This is a genomic window from Streptomyces sp. 796.1 (assembly GCF_047525675.1).
Lineage (GTDB): Bacteria > Actinomycetota > Actinomycetes > Streptomycetales > Streptomycetaceae > Streptomyces.
Genome location: NZ_JBLIWA010000008.1, coordinates 1 through 25,344 on the forward strand (window position 1 = coordinate 1; position 25,344 = coordinate 25,344).

The following is a 25,344-nucleotide window of genomic DNA, read 5'->3' on the forward strand; positions in this document are numbered from 1 at the left end:
AGGTCGGGGAGTACTGGCCCTTGGTCAACCCGTAGATCCGGTTGTTGAACAACAGGATCTTTAGGTTCACATTCCGCCGCAACGCGTGAATGAGATGGTTCCCACCGATAGACAAGGCATCGCCGTCACCGGTGACGACCCACACCGACAGGTCCTGTCGTGAGGTCGCCAACCCCGTCGCGATGGCCGGGGCCCGGCCATGGATGGAATGCATGCCGTAGGTGTTCATGTAGTACGGGAACCGGCTGGAACAACCAATCCCCGATACGAACACGATGTTCTCCCGAGCCAACCCCAACTCGGGCATGAAACCCTGCACCGCCGCCAGGATGGCGTAGTCCCCACACCCAGGACACCACCGCACTTCCTGATCCGACTTAAAGTCCTTCATCGACTGCTTCCCCGCAGCCCGCGGCACCAACGCCAACGCCCCCAACCCCGAACCCGAACCCGGCGCCGAACCCGATGCGGGGGATGTGGCGGGGGTGGTTGTGGGGTTGGTGCCGTTCACCGCCGAGGTGGCGGCGGACGTGGTGGCGGGTGTGGTGGGGTTAGGCATTGATGGCCTCCTTCAGTGCGGTGGCCAGCTCTTCGGCCTTGAAGGGCATTCCGTTGATCTGGGTGTGGGAATGCGCGTCGATGAGGTACTTCGCTCGGATCAGTGAGGCGAGTTGGCCCAGGTTCATCTCCGGGATCACCACCCGCTCATACCCCGCCAGCACCGCACCCGTGTTCGCCGGGAACGGATTCAGATGCCGCAGATGGGCCTGGGCGACCGCCACGCCCTGGGACCGCAGGCGGCGGACCGCCGCGGCGATCGGCCCGTACGTGGACCCCCACCCCAACACCAACGTCCCGGCCCCGCCCTCAGGATCATCCACGATCAGGTCGGGAACCTGGATCTGGTCGACCTTCGCCTGCCGGGTCCGGACCATGAATTCATGGTTGGCCGGATCGTAGGAGATATTGCCGCTACCGTCCTGCTTCTCGATCCCACCGATCCGGTGTTCCAACCCCGCCGTCCCCGGGACCGCCCAGGGCCTGGCCAACGTGTGGGGATCACGCTTGTAGGGCCAAAACACCCGGCTACCATCAGCCAACTCGTGATTGGCCTCGGACGCGAACTGCACCCGCAGATCCGGTAGATCGGCCACCTCGGGCACCCGCCACGGCTCCGACCCGTTGGCCAGATATCCATCCGAGAGCAAGAACACCGGCGTCCGGTACGTCAGCGCGATCCGAGCCGCTTCCAGGGCTGCGTCGAAACAATCCGCTGGCGTTGCCGGGGCGACGATCGGTACCGGCGCCTCACCATTACGCCCGTACATCGCCTGCAACAAATCGGCCTGTTCCGTCTTCGTCGGCAACCCCGTCGACGGACCACCACGCTGAATGTCGACCACCAACAGGGGCAATTCCAACGACACCGCAAGCCCGATCGTCTCCGACTTGAGCGCCACCCCGGGCCCCGACGTCGTCGTCACCGCCAACGACCCACCAAAGGCGGCCCCCAACGCCGCACCGATCCCCGCGATCTCATCCTCTGCCTGGAACGAGCGCACCTGGAAATTCTTGTGCCGGGAAAGCTCGTGCAAAATGTCCGAGGCCGGTGTGATCGGATACGACCCCAGGAACAACGGCAACTCCGCCTGCACCGAAGCCGCCACCAGACCATACGCAAGGGCGAGGTTGCCGGAGATGTTCCGATACACACCCGGAGTGAACGCCGAGGACGCCGGCGCGACCTCGTAGGAGACGGCGAAGTCCTCCGTGGTCTCCCCGAAGTTCCACCCCGCCCGAAACGCCGTCACATTCGCCTGTGCCAACTGTGGCTTCTTCGCGAACTTCTTCCGCAAGAACGCCTCGGTACCCTCCGTCGGCCGGTGGTACATCCACGACAACAGGCCGAGCGCGAACATGTTCTTGCTCCGCTCGGCCTCCTTCCGGGAAAGCCCGAACTCCTTCAACGCCTCGACCGTCAACGTCGTCAACGGCACCCCATGCACCTGGAACGCCGACAACGAACCATCGTCCAACGGACTCGTGGCATAACCGACCTTCGCCATCGGGCGTTTCGTGAACTCGTCCGTGTTCACGATCAACACCCCACCCGGGGGAAGGTCACTCACGTTTGCCTTCAACGCGGCCGGGTTCATCGCGACCAATACATCCGGCGCGTCTCCCGGCGTGAGGATGTCATGATCCGCGAAATGCAACTGGAACGAGGACACCCCCGGCAACGTACCCGCCGGCGCCCGAATCTCCGCCGGGAAATTCGGCAACGTCGACAAGTCATTCCCAAACGCAGCCGTCTCCGAAGTAAACCGATCACCCGTCAACTGCATACCATCACCCGAATCACCCGCAAAACGGATAATGACTCGGTCTAGCCGGCGGACCTCTTTGTCTGCCCCGGGCCCTTGGCCTTCGGCGAGCCCCGGCCCGCGCTGGCTCTCGGTGGTCGGGTCGGCCTGCTCGGCGTTATCGGCCTGCTCGGCCGTGCTATTGACCTGGCTGGTCACTGCTTCGGACCTCCTTCGAGGCGGCGGCTCGCGACGGGCTGGTTGGCGCCGGAAATGTTTTCCGGTCCCCGGGCGGCGCCATGGGTTCGTCCCTGGCCCATCGTACGGGGGTAAGGGTCACCTTCCTGGGGCGGATCACATGATGGATGGTGGCGTGCGCCACGTTTATGGAGTGGTTTGCCATCATTTGTTCGCCCCTGGTGCGCATTCCTCAGGCCGGCTCGGCCCTCGCTGTTGTGCTGCCCTCCGCCGGACTTTTGTTGTACGACTCGCTCGCTCGGCCGGTGTGCCCATTCCGGGCCGCCGCCGGGTACGTCGTGCGTTAGGAGTTGATATAGGTGAGTACGGCCAGTACGCGGCGGTGGTCGCCATCGCTGGGGGAGAGGCCCAGTTTCAAGAAGATATTGCTGACGTGTTTCTCCACCGCGCCATCACTGACGACCAACTGCCGGGCAATGGCGGAATTCGTCCGGCCCTCGGCCATAAGTCCTAGGACTTCGCGCTCGCGCGGTGTCAGCCCGGCCAGCACGTCCTGCTTGCGGCTGCGCCCGAGGAGTTGGGCCACCACCTCGGGGTCGAGCGCGGTCCCGCCCTGGGCGACCCGCACCACGGCGTCGACGAATTCCCTGACCTCGGCCACCCGGTCCTTGAGGAGGTAGCCGACCCCACGGCTGCTGCCGGCGAGCAGCTCCGTGGCGTACTGCTCCTCGACGTACTGCGACAGCACCAGGACGCCCAGGTCAGGATGGTCGCGCCGGAGTCGGACCGCTGCTCGTACACCCTCGTCGGTATGGGTCGGGGGCATCCGGACGTCGGCCACGACCACGTCCGGCAGCGCGCCGTCGGCGGCCAGCTCAGCCACCGACTTGAGCAGCGCCTCGGCGTCGCCCACGCCCGCCACGACGTCGTGTCCTCGGTCGGTCAGCAGCCGGGTCAGGCCCTCCCGAAGCAGTACCGAATCTTCGGCGATGACCACCCGCACCCTGTCCTCCACAATTTCTGGCCCCCCGACATCGACACCTTGGACACAGCATCTCAGCAATCGGTCCCGGAACGGGATGCTCCGGGACTGATTGCTGAGATGTAGGGGGGCGTTTTCCGCCCGGATGCCCCGTGACGGGAGGGGAGCCTGGGGGCGGCTGAGATCGTGGCGGGCGCGGGTGGGGGTGCGCAGGGGTGGCCTTCCGCACCGTTCTGGGGGCCGCGGAAGGTTTGGCGGCCGGCGGCCCGGCCGCCGGGCCGCGGGGCCGTTGGGATCGCCGGGCCGCCGGGCCGCGGTGTACCCGTACCGCCCTCCCACCCCGTCGCCGAACCGGTCGCGGGAGGTCAGCCCCGCCAGGGCAGTTCGGCCGTGATCGACGTCGGACCGCCGACGGGGGAGTGCACCACCAGCAGGCCGTCCACCGCGTCGAGCCGCTCGGCGAGGCCAGCGAGCCCCGAGCCCGTGGAGGCGTCGGCGCCGCCCCTGCCGTCATCGCTGACCTGCAACATCAGCCGGTTCTCGACACGCCAGACATCGACCGATGCGTTCCTGGCCTGGCTGTGCTTGCTGACGTTCTGGAGGAGTTCGGAGACGGTGAAGTACGCGATGCCCTCGATGGCGGGCGCCGGGCGCTGGTCGACGTCCACCAGCACCTTCACCGGGACGGTGCAGCGGGCGGCGAGTGCGGAGAGGGCGGGGCCGAGTCCGCGGTCGGTGAGGATGGCGGGGTGGATGCCGCGGGCGAGGTCGCGGAGTTCTTGGAGGGCGATCTTTACTTCGCCGTGGGCTTCGTCGACCATTTTGGCGGCGGCTTCGGGGTCTTCGGTGAGTTTTTCCTTGGCGAGGCCGAGGTCCATGGCGAGGGCGACGAGGCGGGCTTGGGCGCCGTCGTGCAGGTCGCGTTCGATGCGGCGCAGGTCGGCGGCGGCGGTGTCCACCACCACACCCCGGTCGGTCTCCAACTCCGTCACCCGGCTCGCGAGCTGCGAGGGGCCGAGCAGCCCCGAGATCATCAGCCGGTCCACGTACGTCATGCCGCGGATCAGCCACGGGCCGATCAGCACGATCGTGGCGCCGAAGGCGCAGGTCAGGGCCAGTTCGAAGGGCGTGTCCAGGTAGAAGCCGCTGTTCTCGCCGCCCCACAGCTTGATGCCGGGCTCGTCCATGTGGCGCGGGAAGACCCAGTGCCAGAGCGGATAGGTGAGCAGCCCCCAGCCGTTCACGGTGACGACCACCGCGGTGACGAAGGAGAAGAGCGCCCACGGCAGCAGCAGCACGGCGTACAGCATCTGCCGCCAGGAGTCGCCGTTCTTGAGCATCGCGCCCATCCAGGCGAGCGGCCCGCCCTTCTCGCCCTTGATCCGTACCGGCGTCGGCGCGGCGACGTCGTGCCGCAGCAGCACCCGGGCCCTGGCCCGCTCGACCGCGCCGAGCCCGCGCACCCCGGCGAGGGTCAGGGCCAGCAGCGGCACCCCGAGGAAGGTGATCAGCAGGCCGACGCCCAGGCTGATCATGGTCACCGCGTAGGTGAAGGACGCCAGGGCGATGGGCAGGTTCAGGAAGAGATAGCCGAGCTCGCGCCAGGTGCGGGCCTCGAACGGGGCGCGCAGCCCCGCGGGCAGCCGGTGGCCGTGCGGATCGGCGCTGTGCGAATCAGATCCGTATGCAGTAGCCATCTCTTCGTCCGTCCTCCGGTCCTTCGATCGCGTCGCCAGGTGCGGCGCGGAGGCGAGTGCCCCTCGACTACCTCAAGGCTGGCCCACCCGGCCCGCTTCGACCATGGAGGCGGTCGGCATCTTGGGGAGGGGGTTTTCCCCACCCCCTCCGGCGGGCTGACGACACCTCCGCGTTCCGCAGCGGCCATCCGCCCGTACCCACGGCGCACCGCCCCTACCCTGCCCACGGACCGGTCGCGACCGGAAGTGCTCGCATCTGTGCAGGTCAGCGGCCGTACGCGGGCCGTCCCGCAGCCGACGGGCGGGGGCGCGTGGGCGGCTGGGGCGTGCGTAGGGGCGTGCGGGTGGTTTTAGGGGGTGCGGTCGCGCCAAGGGAGTTCGGCGGTGATGGTCGTGGGGCCGCCGGCCGGGGAGTCGATGACGAACAGGCCGTCGACCGAACCGAGCCGCTCGCTCAGCCCCGCGAGGCCGCCGCCGCTGGTGTCGGCGCCGCCCACCCCGTTGTCCCAGACCTGGAGCAACAGCCGGTGCTCGGTGCGCCACAGCTCGACCGTGGCCGCCTTGGCGCGGCTGTGTTTGCTGATGTTCTGGAGGAGTTCGGAGACGGTGAAGTACGCGATGCCCTCGATCGCCGGTGCCGGCCGCTCCTCGATGTCGATGGAGATCGTGGCCGGGACGGTGCAGCGGGCGGCGAGTGCGGAGAGGGCGGGGCCGAGTCCGCGGTCGGTGAGGATGGCGGGGTGGATGCCGCGGGCGAGGTCGCGGAGTTCTTGGAGGGCGATCTTTACTTCGCCGTGGGCTTCGTCGACCATTTTGGCGGCGGCTTCGGGGTCTTCGGTGAGTTTTTCCTTGGCGAGGCCGAGGTCCATGGCGAGGGCGACGAGGCGGGCTTGGGCGCCGTCGTGCAGGTCGCGTTCGATGCGGCGCAGGTCGGCGGCGGCGGTGTCCACCACCACACCCCGGTCCGATTCGAGCTCGGCGATCCGCCGCTCCAACTCGTCCGACGGCGAGAGCAGCGCCCGTACCATCGCCCGTTCCACCACGGTCAGCCCGCGCGCGACCCACGGCAGCACCGGCCAGGCCACGAACAGGCCGACCAGCGTCACGGTGAAGGTCATGATGTCCCACGGCAACCGGATCAGCAGGTAGAGCGTGTGCCGCCAGCCGACCGGGTCCTTCAGGCTGCTCCACAGCCAGGGGAAGAACCCGCCGTGCGTGCGGTGGCGCAGCGGGCTCGGCTCATCGACCTGTAGGTCGAGCAGCAGCCGGGCGCGCGCCCGCTCGAACTTGCCGAGCTGCCGGCTGCCGAGCAGCCCGAACGCCAGCATCGGCAGCCCCACCACCGTGATCGACAGCGCGGCGCCGATGAACAGCCAGCTCGTGACGTACACGAAGCCGAAGATGCCCATCGGCAGGTTGGTCAGCAGGTACGCGATCTCGCGCCAGGTCGATCCGGGGAAGCCGAAGGCCGGCACGCGGGGCAGCTTCTCGCTGGACGACGGATCGGCTGACGCGCCGGAGGGGGCGCCGGCTGACGCACCGGATGAGGTTCCCGACGCGCTGTCGGTTCCCTTGGTGCGCGCGGGCCCGGAGCCGTCGCCGTTGCGCCGGGTCCGCGCGCCGCCGGCCGCACGGCCCGCGCCGCCTCTCGACCCGTCCCCTGACCCGCCTCCCGGCACGTCTCCCGACCCGTGTGGACGGGGTCCGTTCATGCTGGGTCCCTTCATACCGGGCCCGGCCGAGCCGGGACCGCCGGTGTCACTGTGCCTACGCCTACGCCTGTGCCTGTGCGGGGCCCGGAGGAGCCGGGTCCGTTCGTGCTGGGACCGGCCGAGCCGGGCCCGTTCGCGCCCTCGTGCCGGTCCGGTTCGTGCCGGTCCGTACCGTGCCGTCCTGCGCCGTGCCGACCTGCGCTGTGCCGACCTGCACTGCGCCAGCCGGCACCGTGCGCGGCGGGGTGCCGCTCGCCGGAACCGCGCCAGCCGGAATAGTGCCAGTCGGAGCCGCCCCGGTGTGAACCACGGGGCCCGGACCGCGACTGCGGCCCGCGCAGCCCGCGCGGCCCGTACGCCTCGGACGGCGCATGCAGTGCATACGCCACGCATGGCTCATACGGCGCCCGCTCGTGGCGGCTTCAGCCGTAGATCTGGCGTTCATACCCCCTAGCCTGCCGGGCCAAGTCCCCAAAAGACCATGGGGAAAGACCCTCCGACGGACTGGGGATAACCCCACCCCCGGGCCGGCGGGCTGTCCATCTCGGTGGAGACAGGGCCTAGACTCCCGTGCGTACGGACCGCCAGCGTCGCGAATCAGCGGAAATGCGGCGGTGAGCTGGGCGGTGAACAAGTCACCGAGCACGAAAGCGGCAGAGGGAGCGAGGGGCGGACGTGACGTATGTGACGGACGTGCCGGAGGTGATCGTCGCGCCCGCTGCCGGGACCCCCGTACGGGCCGTAGGCGTACGGGCCGTCGACGGCGTGCCCGGTCGGACGGTGGAGTCGGCCGCCGACGCGCCGGTGCGACTCGCCGCGGAGTACTTCGACGGGTACGCGGCCGTCGGTCTGCTCGCGGTGGTCGGGGTGCTCTTCCTGATCGTCGCCTTCGTCGGCAACCGCCTGCTGCGCCCCATCGCCCCGACGCCCGAGAAGCTGCTCACCTACGAGTGCGGCGTCGACCCGGTCGGCGAGGGCTGGGCCCACACCCAGGTCCGCTACTACGTGTACGCGTTCCTGTACGTGATCTTCGCGGTGGACTCGATCTTCCTCTTCCCCTGGGCGACGGTCTTCGCCGAGCCGGGTTTCGGCGGTACCACGCTGGTAGAGATGTTCGTCTTCCTCGGCTTCCTCACCGTCGGCCTGTTGTACGCATGGAAGAAGGGCGTCCTCGAATGGACGTGACCCCCCGGACGAACCCCGTGGACCTCCCCGAGCCCACGGTGGCGCGGCCCGCCGCCGGCACCGGCTCCCTCGGCCCGCTGGCCCGCCTGGCCCCCGAGCCGATGAAGGTCATCCTCAACTGGGGGCGCCGCTACAGCCTCTGGGTCTTCAACTTCGGCCTCGCCTGCTGCGCGATCGAGTTCATCGCCGCGTCGATGGCCAGGCACGACTTCATCCGACTCGGCGTGATCCCCTTCGCACCGGGCCCGCGCCAGGCCGACCTGATGCTGGTCTCGGGCACGGTGACGGACAAGATGGCGCCCGCCGTGAAGCGGCTGTACGAGCAGATGCCCGAGCCCAAGTACGCCATCTCCTTCGGCGCCTGCTCCAACTGCGGCGGCCCGTACTGGGACTCGTACTCCGTCACCAAGGGCGTGGACCAGATCATTCCGGTCGACGTGTACGTACCGGGCTGCCCGCCCCGCCCCGAAGCGCTGCTCCAGGGCATCCTCAAGCTCCAGGAGAAGATCGCGGCGGAGTCCCTGGCCGGCCGCTACCCGCACGGCGACCGCGGCCGGCGGCCGTCCGTCGCCGCGCTGCGCAGCCCGCTGGTCCCGGCGCCCGAGCGGCCCGAACCGACGCCGGAGGACACCCGATGAGCACGGCCGACCAGCCCGGGAGAGACACGGAAGCGGCCGGTGGGACTGCTGGGTCTGCGAAGCCTGCGGGGTCTGCTGGGTCTGCGGAGGGGCCTGCTGGGGCTGCGGACAGGGCGGCTGAGGCCGGTGCGGCTGACGTAGCCGGTGGGGTCGATGTGGCTGATGCGGCGGTCGCGGCTCCGGTGGGCTGGCTGCCGAGGTCCGCAGCGGAACTCTTCGGCCCCGGCGCCCGGGCCGAAGAGAGCTACGACCTACTGACCGTCGACGTCCCCGCCGAGTCGTGGATTTCCGCGCTTGAGACCGCTCGTACGGCGCTGGCCTGCACGTTCTTCGACTGGCTGAGCGCGGTCGACGAGCCGGGCACGGGGCTGCGCGTCGCCGCTCACGTGGCCGGTCTGCCCGATGCGCAGGCGGTGGCCGTGGCGGAGGCAGCGGCCGAGGCGGCGCGCGCGGCGCTGTCCGCGCCCGGTGGTGCGCCCGCGGCCGAGACCGGGCGCGCCGACGCCGGCGCACACCCCGCCGAAGGGGCCGCCGGTACGGGGCTGCGACGCCTCCTGATCCGGACCACCGTGCCGCACGACGCCCCGGTGCTGCCCACCGCCGTCGACGTCTACCCGGGTGCCGCCTGGCACGAGCGGGAGACGCACGAGATGTTCGGCGTCGACTTCACCGACCACCCCCACCTGCTCCCGCTGCTGCTGCCGGACGGGTTCGAGGGGCACCCGCTGCGCAAGGACTTCGTCCTCGCGGCCCGGGTCGCCAAGGCGTGGCCGGGCGCGAAGGAACCGGGGGAGTCCGACCACGGCGGGCCCAAGCGGCGGCAGATGCTGCCGCCCGGCGTGCCCGACCCGAACGACTGGGGCCCGCTCAAGGGCCAGCTCCCGCCCGCACCGGCCCGCCCGGCGCGCGGCGCCCGCGCGGCAAGTGCGGCAGGCGAACGCCCGGCCCGGCGCACCCGTTCGGTCAGCGCAGGCTCGGCCAGCCAGCAGGCGGCCGGTTCGACGGATGCCGCCGGAGCGGGCGCCGGAGCCGGTACGGGCGCGAGCGCCGGTGCGGAAGGGGCGCGGGCCGCGGGCGCCGGAGGCGGCGCAGCCGCGGCGCGCCCGCCCCGGCGCACCCGGAGCGCGAGCGCGGGTTCGGCGAGCCAGCGCCCGGAGCGCTCCGGCGCCACCCCGGACGCGGCCGACACCGCGGGCCCGGCCCGGGACACGTCCGGCAGCACGGCTGCCGCCGCCCCCCGATCCGCCCGCCACACCCCCGACGCCCCGTGGCACGACCCCCACCCGGCGACGGACCAACCACCGACGACACCTCGTCCCGCCGCGGCGGGACCGGAAGCTGGGGCTGAGCCGGAGACCGGGGCTGAGCCGGAGGCCGGGGCACGGCCTGCGGCTGAGGCGGGCCGCCCGGCCGAAGGCTCGGAATCGGCCGAGGCCCGGCGTACGGCTGAGCAGCCGGAGCCGGCCGCGACGCCGCGTACGGCTCACCGGCCCGAGCCGGAGCCGACCGGCACGCCGCGTACGCAGGAGCAGGACCAGGGCCAGGACCAGGGACGAGAGCGGGAAGCGACCGCGGCGGTGTCCGAGGCGGAGGCAGCGGCCAAGCCCGAGCCGGAAGCTGCGGCCGAGCCCAAGACGGAAGCCGACCGCACGGCTGAGACGGACCCCGGGGCCGGGGCGGAGGCCGATGGTGGGGCCGCCGGCGGGGCCGGGCGCAGGGACGGAGGGGACGCGTGAACGACACCCTCGATCTCGCGCTGCGGCTGATCGCCGTGTTCGTGGTCTTCCTGGTGCTCCCGCTGGTCGTCGGCCAGACCGAGCACAAGGTGATGGCCCACATGCAGGGCCGTCTCGGCCCCATGTACGCCGGTGGCTTCCACGGCTGGGCCCAGCTCGTCGCGGACGGCGTGAAGTTCGCGCAGAAGGAAGACGTCGTCCCGACCGGCGCCGACCGCCGGGTCTTCCACCTCGCGCCCGCGGTCTCCCTGCTGCCGTACCTGCTGGTGCTCATCGCCATCCCGGTCGGCCCCGACAACGCCGTCGGCCAGGTCATCGACGCGGGCATCTTCTTCGTCCTCGCCGTGATGGGCGTCGGCGTGCTCGGCTCGCTGATGGCCGGCTGGGCTTCGGCCAACAAGTTCTCCCTGCTCGGCGGCTTGCGCACGGCCGCCCAGCTCATGGCGTACGAACTGCCCATGCTGCTCGCCGCGGCCTCGGTCGCGATGGCCGCCGGCACGGTCTCGCTGCCCGACATGCTCGACGCCTTCGAGTGGTGGTGGGTGCCCTGGCAGATCGTGGGCGGCGTGGTGTTCTTCACCGCCGGGCTCGCCGAGCTGCAACGGCCGCCGTTCGACGCCCCGGTGGCCGACTCCGAGATCATCTTCGGCGCGTACACCGAGTACACCGGGCTGCGCTTCGCGCTGTTCCTGCTCGCCGAGTACGCGGGCATCGTCGTGCTCTCCGCCCTCACGTCCGTACTGTTCCTCGGTGGCTGGCACGGGCCGTTCGCCGACCAGCTCGGCTGGCTGTGGACGCTGGTGAAGACGCTCGCCCTGGCCTTCGTGGTGATCTGGCTCCGGGTGACCTACCCCCGGCTGCGCGAGGACCAGGTACAGCGGCTCGCCTGGACCGTACTGATTCCGCTCGCGCTGGCCCAGATCGCCCTCACCGGCGTCGTGAAGGTGGTGATCTCCTGATGGCACTGGACAACCCGCCGCAGAAGAAGTCCGGTTGGCCCGGCTCCGGCCTGGCCAAGGGGCTGGCCGTGACGCTGCGCACCATGACGCGCAAGACGCAGACCGCGCAGTACCCCGACGTGCTGCCCGAACTGCCGCCGCGCAGCCGCGGTGTGATCGGCCTGTTCGAGGAGAACTGCACCGTCTGCATGCTCTGCGCGCGCGAGTGCCCCGACTGGTGCATCTACATCGACTCCCACAAGGAGACGGTGCCGCCAGCCACCCCGGGCGGCCGGGAGCGCAGCCAGAACGTGCTCGACCGCTTCGCCATCGACTTCTCGCTCTGCATGTACTGCGGTATCTGCATTGAGGTGTGCCCCTTCGACGCGTTGTTCTGGTCCCCGGAGTTCGAGTACGCGGAGACCGACATCCACGAGCTGACCCACGAGCGGGACAAGCTCCGCGAGTGGATGTGGACCGTGCCCGCGCCGCCGGCGCTCGACCCGGGCGCGGAGGAACCCAAGGAGGTCGCCGCCGCCCGCAAGACCGCCGACAAGCTGCTGGCCCAGCGCGCGGCGGAAGCACCAGGAGCCTCAGGCGCGACAGGCACAACGGGTGCCTCGGGTGCTTCGGGTGCCTCGGGTGAAGGAGCGCCGTCATGACCCTCGCTGCGGGCCAGGCCCTCGCCGCGGGCCACGGCTTCCTCTCGCCCACCGGCGTGGAGGTCGCCTTCCTCCTCGTCGGCATCGCGACGCTCGGCGCGGCCGTCATCACCGTCACCACCAGACAACTGGTCCACGCGGCCCTGTGGCTGGTGGTGGCGCTCGGCGGCCTCGCCGTCGAATACCTCCTGCTCACGGCGGAGTTCATCGCCTGGGTACAGGTACTGATCTACGTCGGTTCGGTGATCGTCCTCCTGCTGTTCGGACTGATGCTGACCAGGGCGCCCATCGGCCGTTCGCCGGACGCGGACTCCGGCAACCGGTGGGTCGCCCTCGCTGTCGCGGTGGCCGCCGCGGCCACCCTGGTGTGGGTGGTCGTGGACGCCTTCCGCGCCACCTGGATCGACCTGGACGCGGCCCTGCCCGAGGGCGGTCCCGGGTCGACCCGGGTCACCGGGGAGTTCCTGTTCCGGCACTGGGTGCTGCCGTTCGAAGCGCTCTCCGTACTGCTGCTCGCGGCCCTCGTCGGTGCGATCGTGCTCTCCCGCAAGGACCGCACGGAGACCGGCGGCCCCGCGGGCCGCCGGCTCCGCACCGGTGGCGGCGCCGGTGGTACGGGCCCGGTCGGCGGCAGGTCCGGCCGGCGCACCGGCCCCGCGCCGACCAAGCCCGCGTCCACCACGACCACCCCCGCCGGCCGGGGTTCGGCCGCACCTGCTGCCGCACCCACCGCCGGTTCCAGCGCGCGCGGGGGTGCCCCGGCCGAGCCCGAGCCCAACCCCACTGCCCGTACCGCACCGCCTCGCACGACGGCCCGTACGACGCCCCGCACGGCGGCCCCCCGCGCCCGGGCCACGGCCGACGCCTCCACGTCGCCCCCGGCCCGGACCCCACGGACTACCCCCGCACCGGCCCGGACAGCCACCGACCAGGCGCCACCCGCCACCGACCAGGCGCAGCCCACTCCCAGCGCGCCCGCCGACCGCCCCGCCCCGGCCGCCACCACCGAAGCGGACACCGCCGGCCCGCGTACCGAGCCCGCCGGTCCCACCGACTCCACCGGTCCCACCGGCGAAGACCAGGCCGAGCGCGCCCCGAGGGAGGGCACTAGCTGATGCACCTCGTCTATCCCGCTGTGCTCGCCGTCCTCCTCTTCTGCATCGGCCTGTACGGCGTACTCGCCCGGCGCAACGCGATCCTCGTCCTGATGTCCGTCGAGCTGATGCTCAACGCCGTCAACCTCAACCTGGTCGCCTTCGACGTCTGGCTCCGCGACACCCTCCACGCGGGCCAGGCGCTCACCCTCTTCACCATTGCCATCGCCGCCGCCGAGATCGGCATCGGCCTCGCCATCGTGCTGCTCGTCTACCGCAACCGCGGCACCTCGGACATCGACAGGCTCCGCGATCTCGCCGATGTCCCCACCGCTGCCGACAGCATGCCAGCCACCACTGACAATGCCGCCGACCTCGCCGATGGCAAGCGTCTGACCAGCGGAGAGGCCGCCGCGTGACGATCACGACCACCGCCGTCCTCGTTCCCGTACTGCCCTTCATCGGCGCCGTCGCGGGGCTGTTGTGCGGCCGTCGGGCCCCCGGGTTCGTCCGGCCGCTCGCCGTGCTGCCCACGCTGGCCGCCGCCGTGCTCGCCGTCATCGTCGCCGTCCGACAGGGCGGAGACGACCCGGTCGACGCGGCGACCAAGCTCACCGACACCGGGTCGATCCCGATCGACCTCGCGTTCCACATCGACGGCTTCGCGGCCCTGGTCGCGGTGCTGGTCGGCACCGTCGCCACCTGCGTGCAGGCGTACTCGACCGGCTACCTGCGCGAGGACCCGCGCTACCCCTCGTACGCCGCGCTCGTCTCGCTCTTCACCTCGGCGATGCTGCTGGTCGTCTACTCCGACGACCTGATCGTGCTGCTGGTCGGCTGGGAAGTGATGGGCATCTGCTCGTACTTCCTGGTCGGGCACTACTGGGAGACGGCCGCCGCGCGTTCCGCTTCGCTCAAGGCCTTCCTGGTCACCAAGCTCGGTGACGTGCCGTTCCTGATCGGCATCTTCGCGCTGGCGACGGACGCCGGCACGTTCCGGATCAGCGAGATCTACACCGGGCTGACCGCCGGCGCCGGCGAGGCAGGCGGCTTCGCGCTCGACCACCCGACGCTCATCGCCCTGCTGCTGCTCGCCGGCGTCGCCGGCAAGTCGGCGCAGTTCCCGCTGCACACCTGGCTGCCGGACGCGATGGCCGGCCCGACCCCGGTCTCCGCGCTGATCCACGCCGCGACGATGGTCGCCGCCGGCGTCTACTTCATCGCCCGGCTGCTGCCGGTCTTCGCCGCGTCGGCCGCAGCCCTGGCCGTCCTCGCGGTGCTGGCCGCCGTCACCATGGTGGGCTCCGCGCTCGCCGCGCTCGCCCAGGACGACATCAAGCGGGTGCTCGCCTACTCGACCGTCGGCCAACTCGGCTACATGACCGGCGCACTCGCCGTCGGCGACCGCGGTGCCGCGGTCTTCCACCTGATGTCGCACGGCGCGTTCAAGGCCCTGCTCTTCCTCGGCGCCGGCGTCGTGATCCACGCCGCCGGGACGAACTCGCTGGCCGCCATGTCGCGCATGGGCGGCCTCGCCCAGCGCATCCCCGACGCGTACTGGACGATGAGCGTGGCGCTGCTCGCGCTCGCCGCGATCCCGCCGTTCGCCGGCTTCTTCTCCAAGGAGGCCGTGCTGGGCGCGGCCGAGTCGGTGGCCACCGGGCACGGCGCCACCGACCACGCCTACCACGTGCCGGGCGCCGTCGGCTGGGTCGTCCTGATCGCCGGCCTGCTCACCGCCCTGCTCACGGCCGGGTACGCGACCCGGCTGTGGCTGCTGGCGTTCCGCGGCAGCGGCCCCGCCGCGCCCGACCACGGCAAGCAGCCGTGGGCCATGAACGCCGTCCTGTGGGTGCTGTTCGTGCCCACCGCCGCGCTCGGCGTCACCGTCGGCCGCCTCCCGAGCTGGTTCGACGACCACTCCCTGGACCCGACCCTGGCCACCTCCGTGCTCGGCACCGGCCTCGCCCTGGTCGGCGTGATCATGACGTACGGGACCTGGCGGCACACCACCGCGCTCGCCGGCCGGCCGGCGCTCGGCGCCGTCGCCGCCCACCCGCAGGCCGACCCCGCCGTCTCCGAAGCCGAGGCCATCGCCAGCCACGAACCGGCCTACGGCAGCGTCGAATCCGCGCCCGACCCGGCCGACCCCGGCCGGCTGCTGCTCGGCCCGCTGCACCGGCACGCCGCGGTCGGCTTCCACCTGGACGCGCTGTACGCGGCCGTCTTCGTCCGTCCCGTACGCGCCGCCGCCCACCTCGTGCGCTTCCTGGACCGCGAGGTCGTGGAGACGTACGTGAAGGGCGCCGGCACCGCCCCCGGCCTGCTGGGCACGCTCGTCCGCCGGACGCAGACCGGCAACGTCCAGACCTATCTGAGCGCGCTGTTGGCCGGCTCGCTGGTCCTCGTCGTGGCCGTCGTCCTCACCGCGACGGGAGGCTGACGTGCAGCGATCCCCGTACGCACCGGCCCCCGCTGGCCCCGCCGCGGCCGGTTCACCGGCGGCTGCTGGCCGGCCGGCGCCGGTGGGCAATGGTGCGCCCGCCCACCGCGTACGCGTCGTCGCAGTGGCCAGCCCACCCCGTACCACCGCCCCGCGCGGACGCCGTCCCCGTACCCGGCTGATCGCGCGCACCACGGCCCCGGCCGGCCTGGGCAACCGGCCCCGGCCCGTCCACCGCACGGCCGCCACCCCGAGGAGCCTTTGAGGTGAATCAGAACGTGATGCAACTCCTCCTCGCGGCCGTCGTCGTCCTCCCGCTGCTCGGCGCCGTCGCCGCGCTGTTGCCCGCCCCGCCCGGGCTGCGCGGGCGCGACCCGGAGCAGGCCGTGCTCCGGCACGGCGTCACCGTCACCGGCCTCGTCCTGGCCCTGTCCATCGCCCTCGCGGTGGGCTTCGACCACGACCGGCCCGAGGCCATGCAGGCGACCACCGACATCCGGTGGATTCCGGCCCTGGACATCCGTATCCACCTCGGCATCGACGGCATCTCACTCCCGCTGCTCGTCATGACGGCGCTGCTCACCTTCCTCTGTGCGCTCTACAGCTACTTCCGGATGCCCGCGGGCCCCTCCCCGATGGCCTTCGTGGCGCTGCTGCTGGTGCTGGAGTCCGGCACCCTCGCCACCTTCGCCGTGCTCGACCTGATCCTCTTCTTCCTCGCCTTCGAGATGGTGCTCATCCCGATGTATTTCCTGATCGCCCGCTGGGGCGGCCAGGAGGGCACACCGAGCCCCGCCGCGCCCACGGGGACCGAAGCCACCGCGCACGGCAGCGAACGCGAGCGCGCCGCCTGGCGGTTCATCCTCTACACCCTGCTCGGTTCCGTCGTGATGCTGCTCGGCCTCCTCCTCATCGGACTCAAGGGCGGCACCTTCGACATGGTGGCACTCGCCTCTGACAACGGGGCCGGGCTCAGCCACTCCACGCAGGTCATCGCGGTGTTGGCGATCGGCATCGGACTCGCCGTGAAGGCCCCGATGTGGCCGCTGCACAGTTGGCTCCCGGACGCGCACACCGCCGCCCCCACCGTCGGCTCCGTACTCCTCGCCGGCGTGCTGCTGAAGATGGGCACCTACGGCCTCGTCCGCATCGTGCTGCCGATCGCGCCGGACGGCGCCCACACCTTCGCCCCGTACCTCGCGGCGTTCGCGGTCGTCGGCATCCTCTACGGGTCGCTCGCCTGCCTCGCGCTGGCGTTGCCGACCTCGACCGGCGACAGCGCGGTCGGCCCCGCCGCGGCCCTCGCGCCCACCCGCCCCAAGGCCGACCTCAAGCGCCTGATCGCCTACTCGTCGGTCGGCCACATGGGCTTCGTCCTGCTCGGCATCTCCACCCTCACTCCGACCGGCGTCAACGGCGCGCTGTTCGCCAACATCGCCCACGGCCTCATCACCGGGCTGCTGTTCTTCCTGGTCGGCGCGGTCAAGGAGCGGTTCGGCAGCAGCGACCTGGACCAGCTCGCGGGTGGCGCGCGGGCCGCGGGGGCCGCGCTGTACGGCAGGGCGCCACGGCTGGGCGGCCTCTTCGTCTTCGGTGCCGTCGCCTCGCTCGGACTGCCAGGACTCGCCGGATTCTGGGGCGAAATGCTCGCCATGTTCGGCGCGTACGAACCCGCCGCCGGCCTCAGCCGCCCCGCCTACCTCACCTTCCTCGCCCTCGCCGCCTTCGGCACCCTGCTCACCGCCGCGTACCTGCTGATCGTCGTACGCCGGGTCTGCATGGGCGAGCCGGACGCCGGCACCACCCCCGTGACCAGCGGCGACGGCGCGACCGACAGGGGTACGGGCGCGGCCGGCGGCACCCCGGCGGCCGTCCCGGCCGCGGTCGCGGCGGCCATGACGGCGGACGGCGGTCCGCCCGCCGCCGCAGCAACCCAACCCGCCGGCGCGCACCCCGCCGACCCGGGCGCGGGCCGCGGGGGGGGGGGGGGGGGGGGGGGGGGGGGGCGTGCGACCGGCGGGCGCCATCGACGACGTCCACGGCCACGAGTTCGCGACCTGGGCGCCCCTCGTCGCCCTCACCGTCATCGCCGGACTCTGGCCGGCGGTCCTCCTGGGCCTGACCGACCCGGCCGTGCAGCACCTTCTCGGAGGCGGGAGCTGATGAACACCACCGCCGCGAGCGCCGTCCAGTCCATCGACTGGGTGGCCATCGCCCCGCCCACCATCACGGCCGTCGTGGGCCTGGTCGTGCTGGTCGCCGACCTGTTCCTGAGCGAGCGCCGCAAGCCGCTGCTCGGCTGGGTCTCGGTGGCCGGACTCGCCGTCGCCGGCCTGTCCCTGCTGCCGCTGCGCACCACCGACCGCAGCACGTTCTGCCTGGTCAACGACGGTTCGGTGTGCAGCTACATGGCCGACGACTTCACGGTCGCGCTGCAACTCCTGGTGCTCGGCGGCGCGCTGCTGACGGCCCTGCTGTCGCTGCCTGCCGTGACGGAACAGAAGCTTCCGGTGGGCGAGTACTGGTTCCTGCTGCTCTCCTCCACGGCCGGCGCCGCGCTGCTGCCGGCCTCCCGCGACCTGGCCACCCTGGTCATCGCCCTGGAAGTGGCCTCGCTGCCCGCCTTCGCCCTCGTCGGCCTGCGCCGCGGCGACCGGCGCTCGTCGGAAGCGGCGCTCAAGTTCTTCCTGTCGTCGGTCGCCGCCACCGCGGTCACGCTCCTCGGCGTGAGCTTCGTCTACGCCACCACCGGCAGCATGCACGTCGCCAAGGTCGCCGACGGCCTCACCCACGTCGACCCGCGCCTGGAGACCCTCGCCCAGACGGGCGTCGCGCTCACCCTGATCGGCTTCGCGTTCAAGACCGCGGCGGTCCCCTTCCACTTCTGGGTCCCGGACACCTACGTCGGCGCGCCGCTGCCGATCGCCGCCTACCTCTCCGTCATCGGCAAGGCGGTCGGCTTCACCGGCCTGATCATCGTCACCGTCCGCGCCTTCCCCTCGTACGCAGACGTCTGGGGCCCTGCGCTGGCGGTCCTGGCCGCGCTCACCATGACGATCGGCAACGTGGCGGCCCTGCGCCAGCGCCCCGACCACCCGCACAGTGCCGTCCGCCTGCTGGCCTGGTCGTCGGTCGGGCAGGCCGGCTACCTGCTGGTCCCCATCGCCGCCGCCGGCTACGCGGACTCCACCACGGACGCCGAACACGCCGTCGGCGCCACGGTCGCCTACGCGCTGATGTACGCCGCGGTGAACATCGGCGCGTTCGCGGTGGTCGCCCTCGTCGCCCACCGCCGCCCCGCCGGCCGTACGGGCCAGGGCCCGGGCCAGAACCAGGTCGAGGGCAACCGCCTCACCGACCACCGCGCCCTGTACGCGACGCATCCGCTGGCCGCTCTCGCGCTCGGCTTCTTCCTGCTCTGCCTGGCCGGCCTGCCGCCGGGCGTCATCGGCCTGTTCGCCAAGGTCGCGGTCTTCTCCGCGGTGGTCGACGCGGGGCTGGGCTGGCTCGCCGTCGTGATGGCACTCAACGTCGTGATCGCGCTCTACTACTACCTCCAGTGGACGGCGTCCCTCTTCCGGGCCCCCGCGGCGGCAGCTCCCGCTGCCGTGGCAGGCCCCGCCCCGGCCGGCTCCGCCGCAGACGCCCCCGGCGCGGTGGCAGAGGGCCGGCCCGGTACGCCGGCCCCGCCCGGCCAGGCCACGCCCGCCGACGGGCCGGACAACGCACCTCAGGCCCCGTCCGGTACCCCCACGGCGCTCGCCACCCGCCGGCCCACTGCCCCCACCGCCGGCTCCGACACCCCTCGCATCCCGGCCCCCCTCCTGGCCACCATCGCCCTGACCACCGCCATCGGCATCGCCCTCTCCGGCGCCCCCCAACTCGTCCTGCACTTCGCCTCGGCAACACTCTTCTGACGGACCGCCTCCACCGCAGCCCCCTCCGCCTCCGGACCCTTCCACCTCGGTCGCCCCGGTCGCCCCTCGCCCCCCCCGGGCGCCCTCGGCCTGGCCGCTGTGCGCGTGCGGACCACTGCACGGCGCGCGGGGGGTGGGTGTCCGCGGGGCCGCCCCCGTGCACGGTGTGGCGGCACTCACCCGGTGAGCCGGGTCGGGCCGGTTGAGGTCGATGAGGGGCCGGCCCGTACGGCCAGGTCCCGCGCATCGCCCGTGAGGGCCATGATCACGCCACCTCGGCACCCACCACCCACCCGGCCGTGACCTGCCCGAACGCCCTGGGCGGCGGCATCGGCACCCGTACCGACCATCCGCGTAGGACGCCGACCACTGCCCGGGAATCCCCGTGCGGTGGACCCGACGGGCGCTACGGCACAAGGGAACTAGGACCTCTCATCTGGCGTTGACCAGTGATGGAGGGTCCACTGGAAGCTGGAGAAACCGCGAAAGGGTTCCCCCTGCCGTACCACTTGGAGGGCGTACCGTGCACCGCCGGCACAATGGGCTCAAGACCGCCGTGCTCCTCGGGGGACTGTCCGCCCTCATCATCGTCATCGGCGGGATGTTCGGCCGTACTGGCTTGATCATCGCTGTCGTCGTCGCGCTCGGCACCAATGCGTACGCGTACTGGAACAGCGACAAGCTGGCGTTGCGGGCGATGCGGGCGCGGCCGGTCAGCGAGTTCGAGGCACCCGAGCTCTACCGGATGGTGCGCGAGCTCTCCACGGCCGCGCGGCAGCCGATGCCCCGGCTGTACATCTCGCCGACCGACGCGCCCAACGCCTTCGCCACCGGGCGCAACCCCCGCAACGCGGCCGTGTGCTGCACCGACGGCATCCTGCGGCTCCTCAACGAACGCGAGCTGCGCGGCGTCATCGGCCACGAGCTGAGCCACGTCTACAACCGCGACATCCTCATCTCCTCCATCGCGGGCGCGCTGGCGAGCGTGGTGATGTTCCTGGTGAACTTCGCCTGGCTGATCCCCATCGGCCGGTCCGACGATGACGACGGCCCCGGCTTCCTCGGCATGCTGCTGATCATGATCCTGGGCCCGCTGGCCGCGTCAGTGATCCAGCTCGCCGTCAGCCGCTCCCGTGAGTACGAGGCGGATGCCTCGGGCGCACAGCTCACCGGCGATCCGCTCGCTCTGGCCAACGCCCTGCGCAAGCTCGAAGCCGGTACGAAGGCGCTGCCCCTCCCGCCGGAGCCCCGGTTGGAGACGGCGAGCCACATGATGATCGCCAACCCGTTCCGGCCGGGGGCGGGCATGGCCAAGCTGTTCTCCACGCATCCGCCCATGGCAGAACGCATCAGTCGGCTGGAGAAAATGGCGGGACACTAGGCCGATGAAGACGATCCTGAACGTCATTTGGCTGGTCCTGTCCGGCTTCTGGCTGGCCTGTGCCTATGTGTTGGCGGGCCTCATCCTCTGCATCACGATCATCGGCATCCCCTTCGGCATCGCCTCCTTCCGCATCGCCCGCTTCGCACTGTGGCCCTTCGGCTACACCGCGGTGGAACGCCGCGACGCCGGCGCCCCGTCCTGCGTCGGCAACGTCCTGTGGCTGGTCCTCGCCGGTTGGTGGCTGGCGCTGGGCCACGTCATCACCGGCCTCCTGCTCTGCGTCACGATCATCGGCATCCCGCTGGGCGTGGCCAACTTCAAGCTGATCCCCGTCTCCCTGACCCCGCTGGGCCGCGAGATCGTCCCCACCGACCAGCCCTTCGCGGCACGCTGACTGGTCCACGGGCCGGGGGAGCAGGCGCACCGACCCCGTCACACCTGCCGCGCACATCGCCCCCACACCCCGCGAACCGCACCGCTCCCCCGCCCGGACCGGCCCACCGCCCTTCTGGCCCTTCGCCCACCGGGCCAGCGACCGTCTACCGCCTGGGCCGCCCGCCGCCGAGCCACCAGCCAACGCCAACCAGGCACGCCGACCGCCGCTACGCGCCTACCGCACTAGCACGTATGCCGTCGTGCCGACGCTCGGCGACCGCGGCCAACTCGGCCCGTAGGCTCTCGCGCGTGCTCCCGCGCGTCTTGATCGCATGGCAGTTGGGGCACAGGGCCACCATCTGCGAAGGGTGGTCGCGCCCGCCGGCTGTCAGCTCCCGTACGTGGTCGACCTCAAGGATGGGCTGCCCGCGGTCCGTCACGTCCTGCGGCTGCCCGGAGCAGCGCGGGTTCTCACACTGCCCATGGCTACGGAGCAGCGCCGCCTCACGCGCCCGCCGCGAACGCAGTGGCTGCTCCGACTGCCGCGGCACCCGCTGCCCGTGCCGAGCCGGTTCGTCGTGCTCCACGAGCTGGCACAGCCGCTCGTACCGCGCGGCGATCAGCACGTCCCGCGGTATCGCGTCCTGCTCGCCGTCTGATGCGCGGGCGGACGCGGCAGGGCGGGGCGCTTGTCCCGGGAGGGGCGACGGGCCGGGCGGGGGTGAAAGGAACGCCTCGTCGCCCAGCCCGACGTCGGCGAGCAGGCCGTGCAGGGTGTCGGCGGAGACGCCGTCGAAGTACGCGAGCAGGATGTGCACGCAGCGCGCGCGGTCCGGTCCGGAGTCGCGCATCGTCGCGTACACCGCGGGGGACAGTCCCGTACGCGGCTGGTGGTCTCTGAACCACTTGGCCACCGTGCTGTCCCCGTGCGCACGGGGAGCCGTGCCGGGGTGGTCGTGCATGACCCACAGGCCGGCGTGGTGCAGGGCAGCGCTGGGGTAGTCGGGGCGGGGGCGCTCGCCGCGTGCTCCGTGCCGGGACAGCAGCCGTCCCACCTCGCGCTCGACCGTGCTCCACGGCGCGAGCCGAGCCTCGCCGTGCCGGGCCCGCCCGATGGCCCACAACAGCAGTATCGGCTGGTAGAGCGCGGGCCCATGGGCGGTCGACCGCATGCGCAGCTCGGCGATGGCGGCCTCGAACGTGCCGTACTCCTGCGCCGTCCGCTGCCCCGCGTCGCCCTCCTCGGACGTCTCCACAGCCACAGCCGTAGCGGTGGTTGCCGCGGGCGCGGCTTGGGCCGGCTCCTCGGCCTCGACCACCGTGAATCCCAGCCGCCGCAACACCGCCACCACCGTCGCCACCCCACCGGAGAAGTCCTTAGGCCCGAGCGCCGACCGCCCCGGCAGATGGCCGTGCGCGGCGCCCACGATGGCCTTGGAGTCGTAGAGCCGGCCCTCGTGCGACAGCCGGAGTCGGCGTGCCGCGCCGAAGCCGTACGACTGGAGGAAGGCGTCTCGCCCCAGCCGGTCACACTCCTCGATGGCGCACAGCACCGCTGCCCGCGTGACGTCTTGGAAGGCCATGGCACGAACCGTAAGGGAAGGCACTGACAATCGGCCCTGACCTGGTACGAAGCCGTTGGCCCGGGCGCGGTGGGGGCGAGTGCGCGGCCTCGGGCGGGCCGGCTCAAACCGGGCGCCGGGCTGTCGGAGGTCGGGGCGTTGCCGACTTCCGGCAGCCCGGCGGTGGGGGCTAGCGGTAGTTCACGAACTGCAACGCGAAGTCGAGGTCCTTGCCCTTGAGGAGGGCCTGGACGGCCTGGAGGTCGTCCCGGCTCTTCGAGGAGACGCGCAGCTCATCGCCCTGGACCTGTGCCTTGACGCCCTTGGGGCCCTCGTCGCGGATGATCTTGGCGACCTTCTTCGCGTTCTCCTGCGTGATCCCCTCCTGCAACGAGGCGGTGATCTTGTACTCCTTGCCGGAGGCCTGCGGTTCGCCCGCGTCCAGCGCCTTCAGCGAGATCCCGCGCTTGACCAGCTTCGTCTCGAAGATGTCGAGTACGGCCTTCACCCGCTCCTCGGCGTTGGCCCGCATCTCGATCTTCTCGCCCGACCAGGCGATCGAGGCGTCCACGCCCTTGAAGTCGTAGCGCTGCGCGATCTCCTTGGCGGCCTGGTTGAGGGCGTTGTCGACCTCCTGCCGCTCGACCTTCGAGACGATGTCGAAACTGGAGTCGGCCATATTGAGTTGGCTCCTCGTACGTAGATCCGTCAGGGAAGCGGCCCGGCGGACCGCGCTGCCAGCCTAGCTACCCCGGCCGTGCTCCAGCGGCGATCAACCCGGTGGCGGACCACCCCCCGGTATCGGGTATGGTTTACGTCGTTGCCAGGAAGCCCCGAGCGAACCAAGCGAAGGGCCGAATTACTGGCGATATCCCAGGCGGTGTGCCCGAGTGGCCAATGGGAGCGGACTGTAAATCCGTCGGCTTAGCCTACCCAGGTTCGAATCCTGGCGCCGCCACGCTTTGGGAGACGGCCCCTGATCTGCGGGAACGCGGATCGGGGGCCGTTTTGTTGTGCCTACGGCCCGGAATCCCCCATGGCCTGACTCCCCCCGGTGTGCTCGCGCCTAGTCGGTTCACCTCGATGGTCGTGAATTCCGAGGCGCTGGTGTCGCCGTTCGCGCGTCTTGTCGCGGCGGCGCGTGGAATGGCGTGCCATGCATTTCGCCCCGGTATTTCTCCGTGGGGGTACGGGGCGCGGGGACGGGCCCGGGCTGCGTCGCCCCATCGCGCGCGGGCGGCGCACCCGCTGGCAGCGCGTCGTGCGCGGGCTGGGCGGGTCCGGACCACCGGCCCGGACCCGCCCAGCCCGAATGCGCTAACCCGCAGTCGCCGCCCGCACCGCTTCCGCGATCGGGGTCGTGCCGTCGATGAGTTCCAGCGTGCGGCCCGCGGTGCTCGGGGCGTCGAGGAGGGCTAGGAGTACCGCGGCCACGTCCTGGCGGGGGACCGCGCCGCGGCCGGTCGAATCGGCCAGGGTGACCAGGCCGGTGCCGGCGTCGTCGGTGAGGCGGCCGGGGCGCAGGATCGTCCAGTCGAGCGCGGGGCGGGCGCGTACCGCAGCGTCGGCCGCACCCTTGGCCCGCAGGTACGCGGCGAAGACCGGGTCCGTGTCGGGCGCGGGCTCGCTGTCGGCGCCCATCGCCGAGACGACGACGAAGCGGCGTACGCCGGCGCTCTCGGCGGCGTCGGCGAACAGGACCGCGGCGCGCCGGTCCACCGTCTCCTTGCGTTCCGCGCCGCTGCCGGGGCCGGCGCCGGCAGCGAACACCGCCGCGTCCGCGCCCTCCAGGTGCTGGGCGACGTCGGCGATCGACGCGTGCTCCAGGTCGCACACGACGGGTTCGGCACCCGCGGCCAGTAGGTCGCCCGCCTGCTCCGGTCTGCGGATGATGCCCGCCACCTCGTCCCCGCGCCCGGCGAGCAGTCGTTCCAGCCGCAACGCGATCTGACCATGTCCACCAGCGATGACAATGCGCATGCTTCGACCGTACGCCGTGCCGACCGGCGGGCGACCGCCGCCGCTCCCACTCCACCGGCGCGCCCCGGAAGTTGCCGTGCCTGCTCCCGGGGGAGGGGCCGGGGCCTCCCCGGGGAGTGGACGGGGGCTCTTCGGACTGCGGGCGGACGGCGCGCCGCCCACGGTCACCTTCCCGAGACGCGGCACCCCGCAGCCACATCCCCGGCACGGGAGCCCCCACTGCCTCCCCGGCCCGCGGCGCCCACAGCCGCACCCCCCGGCCCCCCGCAGCCATTTCCTCCCGCACCGCGCACCCACCGCGCACCCACCGCGCACCCACCGCGCACCCGCCTCCCGCCGGATGCTTGGGCGGCCTCTCGGGGGAGTAACGCGCGCTCCACCGTGGGGAGGAGCGCGCCGAAACCCGGTGGGGGAGCACAGGGAAGTACGCGGCGTGCGCGGACGCGATGGCCGTTATGGGGAAGCCACGGCCGTGGCTCGTACGTACCATCTCTGCGTCAGATGTCTTCCGGCGAGTGGAGGGCGGCGCAACGGGGCG

17 protein-coding genes, 1 tRNA gene and 3 pseudogenes are annotated in these 25,344 nt (G+C 71.9%); 13 read left to right on the forward strand and 8 right to left on the reverse strand.

The genetic code is table 11. The features are described 5' to 3' along the window. From ACMA1D_RS07460 to ACMA1D_RS07480, 5 genes are all read right to left on the reverse strand, one after another. The coding region (locus ACMA1D_RS07460; RefSeq protein WP_414723091.1) for a thiamine pyrophosphate-dependent enzyme at nt 1–559 on the reverse strand (559 nt) is incomplete at its 3' end. After that, nucleotides 552–2,522, reverse strand: coding sequence for a 2-oxoacid:acceptor oxidoreductase subunit alpha (locus ACMA1D_RS07465; protein ID WP_414723092.1), 1,971 nt, complete (start codon nt 2,520–2,522; stop codon nt 552–554). The genes ACMA1D_RS07460 and ACMA1D_RS07465, both read right to left, overlap by 8 nt. A 322-nt stretch (nt 2,523–2,844) precedes the next feature. Next, the gene (locus ACMA1D_RS07470) at nt 2,845–3,504 is read right to left on the reverse strand and encodes a response regulator transcription factor (protein WP_349996600.1); all 660 of its coding nucleotides are present in this window, start codon (nt 3,502–3,504) and stop codon (nt 2,845–2,847) included. A gap of 344 nt (nt 3,505–3,848) precedes the next feature. Continuing rightward, the gene (locus ACMA1D_RS07475; RefSeq protein ID WP_414723093.1) at nt 3,849–5,180 is read right to left on the reverse strand and encodes a sensor histidine kinase; all 1,332 of its coding nucleotides are present in this window, start codon (nt 5,178–5,180) and stop codon (nt 3,849–3,851) included. Between the two features lie 350 nt (nt 5,181–5,530). Then, complete coding sequence (locus ACMA1D_RS07480; protein WP_414723201.1) at nt 5,531–6,664, reverse strand: sensor histidine kinase; 1,134 nt, start codon at nt 6,662–6,664, stop codon at nt 5,531–5,533. A gap of 993 nt (nt 6,665–7,657) precedes the next feature. Here ACMA1D_RS07480 and ACMA1D_RS07485 point away from each other — a divergent pair. From ACMA1D_RS07485 to ACMA1D_RS07540, 12 genes and pseudogenes are all read left to right on the forward strand, one after another. Further along, nucleotides 7,658–8,077 carry an NADH-quinone oxidoreductase subunit A gene (locus ACMA1D_RS07485; RefSeq protein ID WP_414723202.1) on the forward strand — a complete coding sequence of 140 codons (420 nt, stop codon included), beginning with the start codon at nt 7,658–7,660 and terminating at the stop codon, nt 8,075–8,077. Then, nucleotides 8,068–8,715 carry an NADH-quinone oxidoreductase subunit B gene (locus ACMA1D_RS07490; RefSeq protein WP_414723094.1) on the forward strand — a complete coding sequence of 216 codons (648 nt, stop codon included), beginning with the start codon at nt 8,068–8,070 and terminating at the stop codon, nt 8,713–8,715. The genes ACMA1D_RS07485 and ACMA1D_RS07490 overlap by 10 nt, the downstream gene beginning before the upstream one ends. A 155-nt stretch (nt 8,716–8,870) precedes the next feature. After that, complete coding sequence (locus ACMA1D_RS07495) at nt 8,871–10,451, forward strand: NADH-quinone oxidoreductase subunit C (protein WP_414723095.1); 1,581 nt, start codon at nt 8,871–8,873, stop codon at nt 10,449–10,451. Continuing rightward, a complete protein-coding gene (locus tag ACMA1D_RS07500; protein ID WP_414723096.1) occupies nt 10,448–11,410 on the forward strand; it encodes a complex I subunit 1/NuoH family protein in 963 nt (320 codons plus the stop codon). The genes ACMA1D_RS07495 and ACMA1D_RS07500 overlap by 4 nt, the downstream gene beginning before the upstream one ends. Then, nucleotides 11,410–12,051 carry a NuoI/complex I 23 kDa subunit family protein gene (locus tag ACMA1D_RS07505; RefSeq protein WP_414723097.1) on the forward strand — a complete coding sequence of 214 codons (642 nt, stop codon included), beginning with the start codon at nt 11,410–11,412 and terminating at the stop codon, nt 12,049–12,051. The genes ACMA1D_RS07500 and ACMA1D_RS07505 overlap by 1 nt, the downstream gene beginning before the upstream one ends. After that, nucleotides 12,048–12,689, forward strand: a pseudogene (locus tag ACMA1D_RS07510) (NADH-quinone oxidoreductase subunit J); the annotation flags it as partial. The gene ACMA1D_RS07505 and the pseudogene ACMA1D_RS07510, both read left to right, overlap by 4 nt. Nucleotides 12,690–13,165: 476 nt before the next feature. Further along, on the forward strand, nt 13,166–13,564 hold the full coding sequence (gene nuoK, locus ACMA1D_RS07515) for an NADH-quinone oxidoreductase subunit NuoK (protein ID WP_349993492.1): 399 nt from the start codon (nt 13,166–13,168) through the stop codon (nt 13,562–13,564). Continuing rightward, nucleotides 13,561–15,588, forward strand: coding sequence for an NADH-quinone oxidoreductase subunit L (locus tag ACMA1D_RS07520; RefSeq protein WP_414723098.1), 2,028 nt, complete (start codon nt 13,561–13,563; stop codon nt 15,586–15,588). Before nuoK ends, ACMA1D_RS07520 begins: the two co-directional genes overlap by 4 nt. A gap of 281 nt (nt 15,589–15,869) precedes the next feature. Next, nucleotides 15,870–17,751 (forward strand): annotated as a pseudogene (locus tag ACMA1D_RS07525) (complex I subunit 4 family protein). A 419-nt stretch (nt 17,752–18,170) separates the two neighbouring features. Next, nucleotides 18,171–19,505: pseudogene (locus tag ACMA1D_RS07530) on the forward strand (proton-conducting transporter membrane subunit); the annotation flags it as partial. Between the two features lie 523 nt (nt 19,506–20,028). Continuing rightward, complete coding sequence (gene htpX, locus ACMA1D_RS07535; protein ID WP_414723099.1) at nt 20,029–20,886, forward strand: zinc metalloprotease HtpX; 858 nt, start codon at nt 20,029–20,031, stop codon at nt 20,884–20,886. A gap of 4 nt (nt 20,887–20,890) precedes the next feature. After that, nucleotides 20,891–21,283 carry a YccF domain-containing protein gene (locus ACMA1D_RS07540; RefSeq protein ID WP_414723100.1) on the forward strand — a complete coding sequence of 131 codons (393 nt, stop codon included), beginning with the start codon at nt 20,891–20,893 and terminating at the stop codon, nt 21,281–21,283. A gap of 208 nt (nt 21,284–21,491) precedes the next feature. On the opposite strand, the gene ACMA1D_RS07545 is transcribed toward ACMA1D_RS07540, so the two are convergent. After that, nucleotides 21,492–22,847, reverse strand: coding sequence for an HNH endonuclease (locus ACMA1D_RS07545; protein ID WP_414723101.1), 1,356 nt, complete (start codon nt 22,845–22,847; stop codon nt 21,492–21,494). A 169-nt stretch (nt 22,848–23,016) separates the two neighbouring features. After that, entirely contained in the window at nt 23,017–23,505 is a 489-nt protein-coding gene (locus tag ACMA1D_RS07550) for a YajQ family cyclic di-GMP-binding protein (RefSeq protein WP_349993747.1), read from the reverse strand. Between the two features lie 197 nt (nt 23,506–23,702). On the opposite strand from ACMA1D_RS07550, the gene ACMA1D_RS07555 reads away from it, so the two are divergent. Further along, a tRNA-Tyr gene (locus ACMA1D_RS07555) sits at nt 23,703–23,784 on the forward strand. Nucleotides 23,785–24,143: 359 nt separating this feature from the next. Here the strand turns inward: ACMA1D_RS07555 and ACMA1D_RS07560 are convergent. After that, a complete protein-coding gene (locus ACMA1D_RS07560; protein WP_414723102.1) occupies nt 24,144–24,806 on the reverse strand; it encodes an NAD(P)H-binding protein in 663 nt (220 codons plus the stop codon). Nucleotides 24,807–25,344: the final 538 nt, after the last annotated feature.

Excerpts from the sequence above, each read along its gene's own strand:
- ACMA1D_RS07560 (WP_414723102.1), bottom strand. The coding sequence starts at position 24,806 with ATGCGCATTGTCATCGCTGGTGGACATGGTCAGATCGCGTTGCGGCTG.
- ACMA1D_RS07490 (WP_414723094.1), top strand. The coding sequence starts at position 8,068 with ATGGACGTGACCCCCCGGACGAACCCCGTGGACCTCCCCGAGCCCACG.
- ACMA1D_RS07545 (WP_414723101.1), bottom strand. The coding sequence starts at position 22,847 with ATGGCCTTCCAAGACGTCACGCGGGCAGCGGTGCTGTGCGCCATCGAG.
- ACMA1D_RS07550 (WP_349993747.1), bottom strand. The coding sequence starts at position 23,505 with ATGGCCGACTCCAGTTTCGACATCGTCTCGAAGGTCGAGCGGCAGGAG.
- ACMA1D_RS07505 (WP_414723097.1), top strand. The coding sequence starts at position 11,410 with ATGGCACTGGACAACCCGCCGCAGAAGAAGTCCGGTTGGCCCGGCTCC.
- nuoK (WP_349993492.1), top strand. The coding sequence starts at position 13,166 with ATGCACCTCGTCTATCCCGCTGTGCTCGCCGTCCTCCTCTTCTGCATC.
- ACMA1D_RS07475 (WP_414723093.1), bottom strand. The coding sequence starts at position 5,180 with ATGGCTACTGCATACGGATCTGATTCGCACAGCGCCGATCCGCACGGC.
- ACMA1D_RS07540 (WP_414723100.1), top strand. The coding sequence starts at position 20,891 with ATGAAGACGATCCTGAACGTCATTTGGCTGGTCCTGTCCGGCTTCTGG.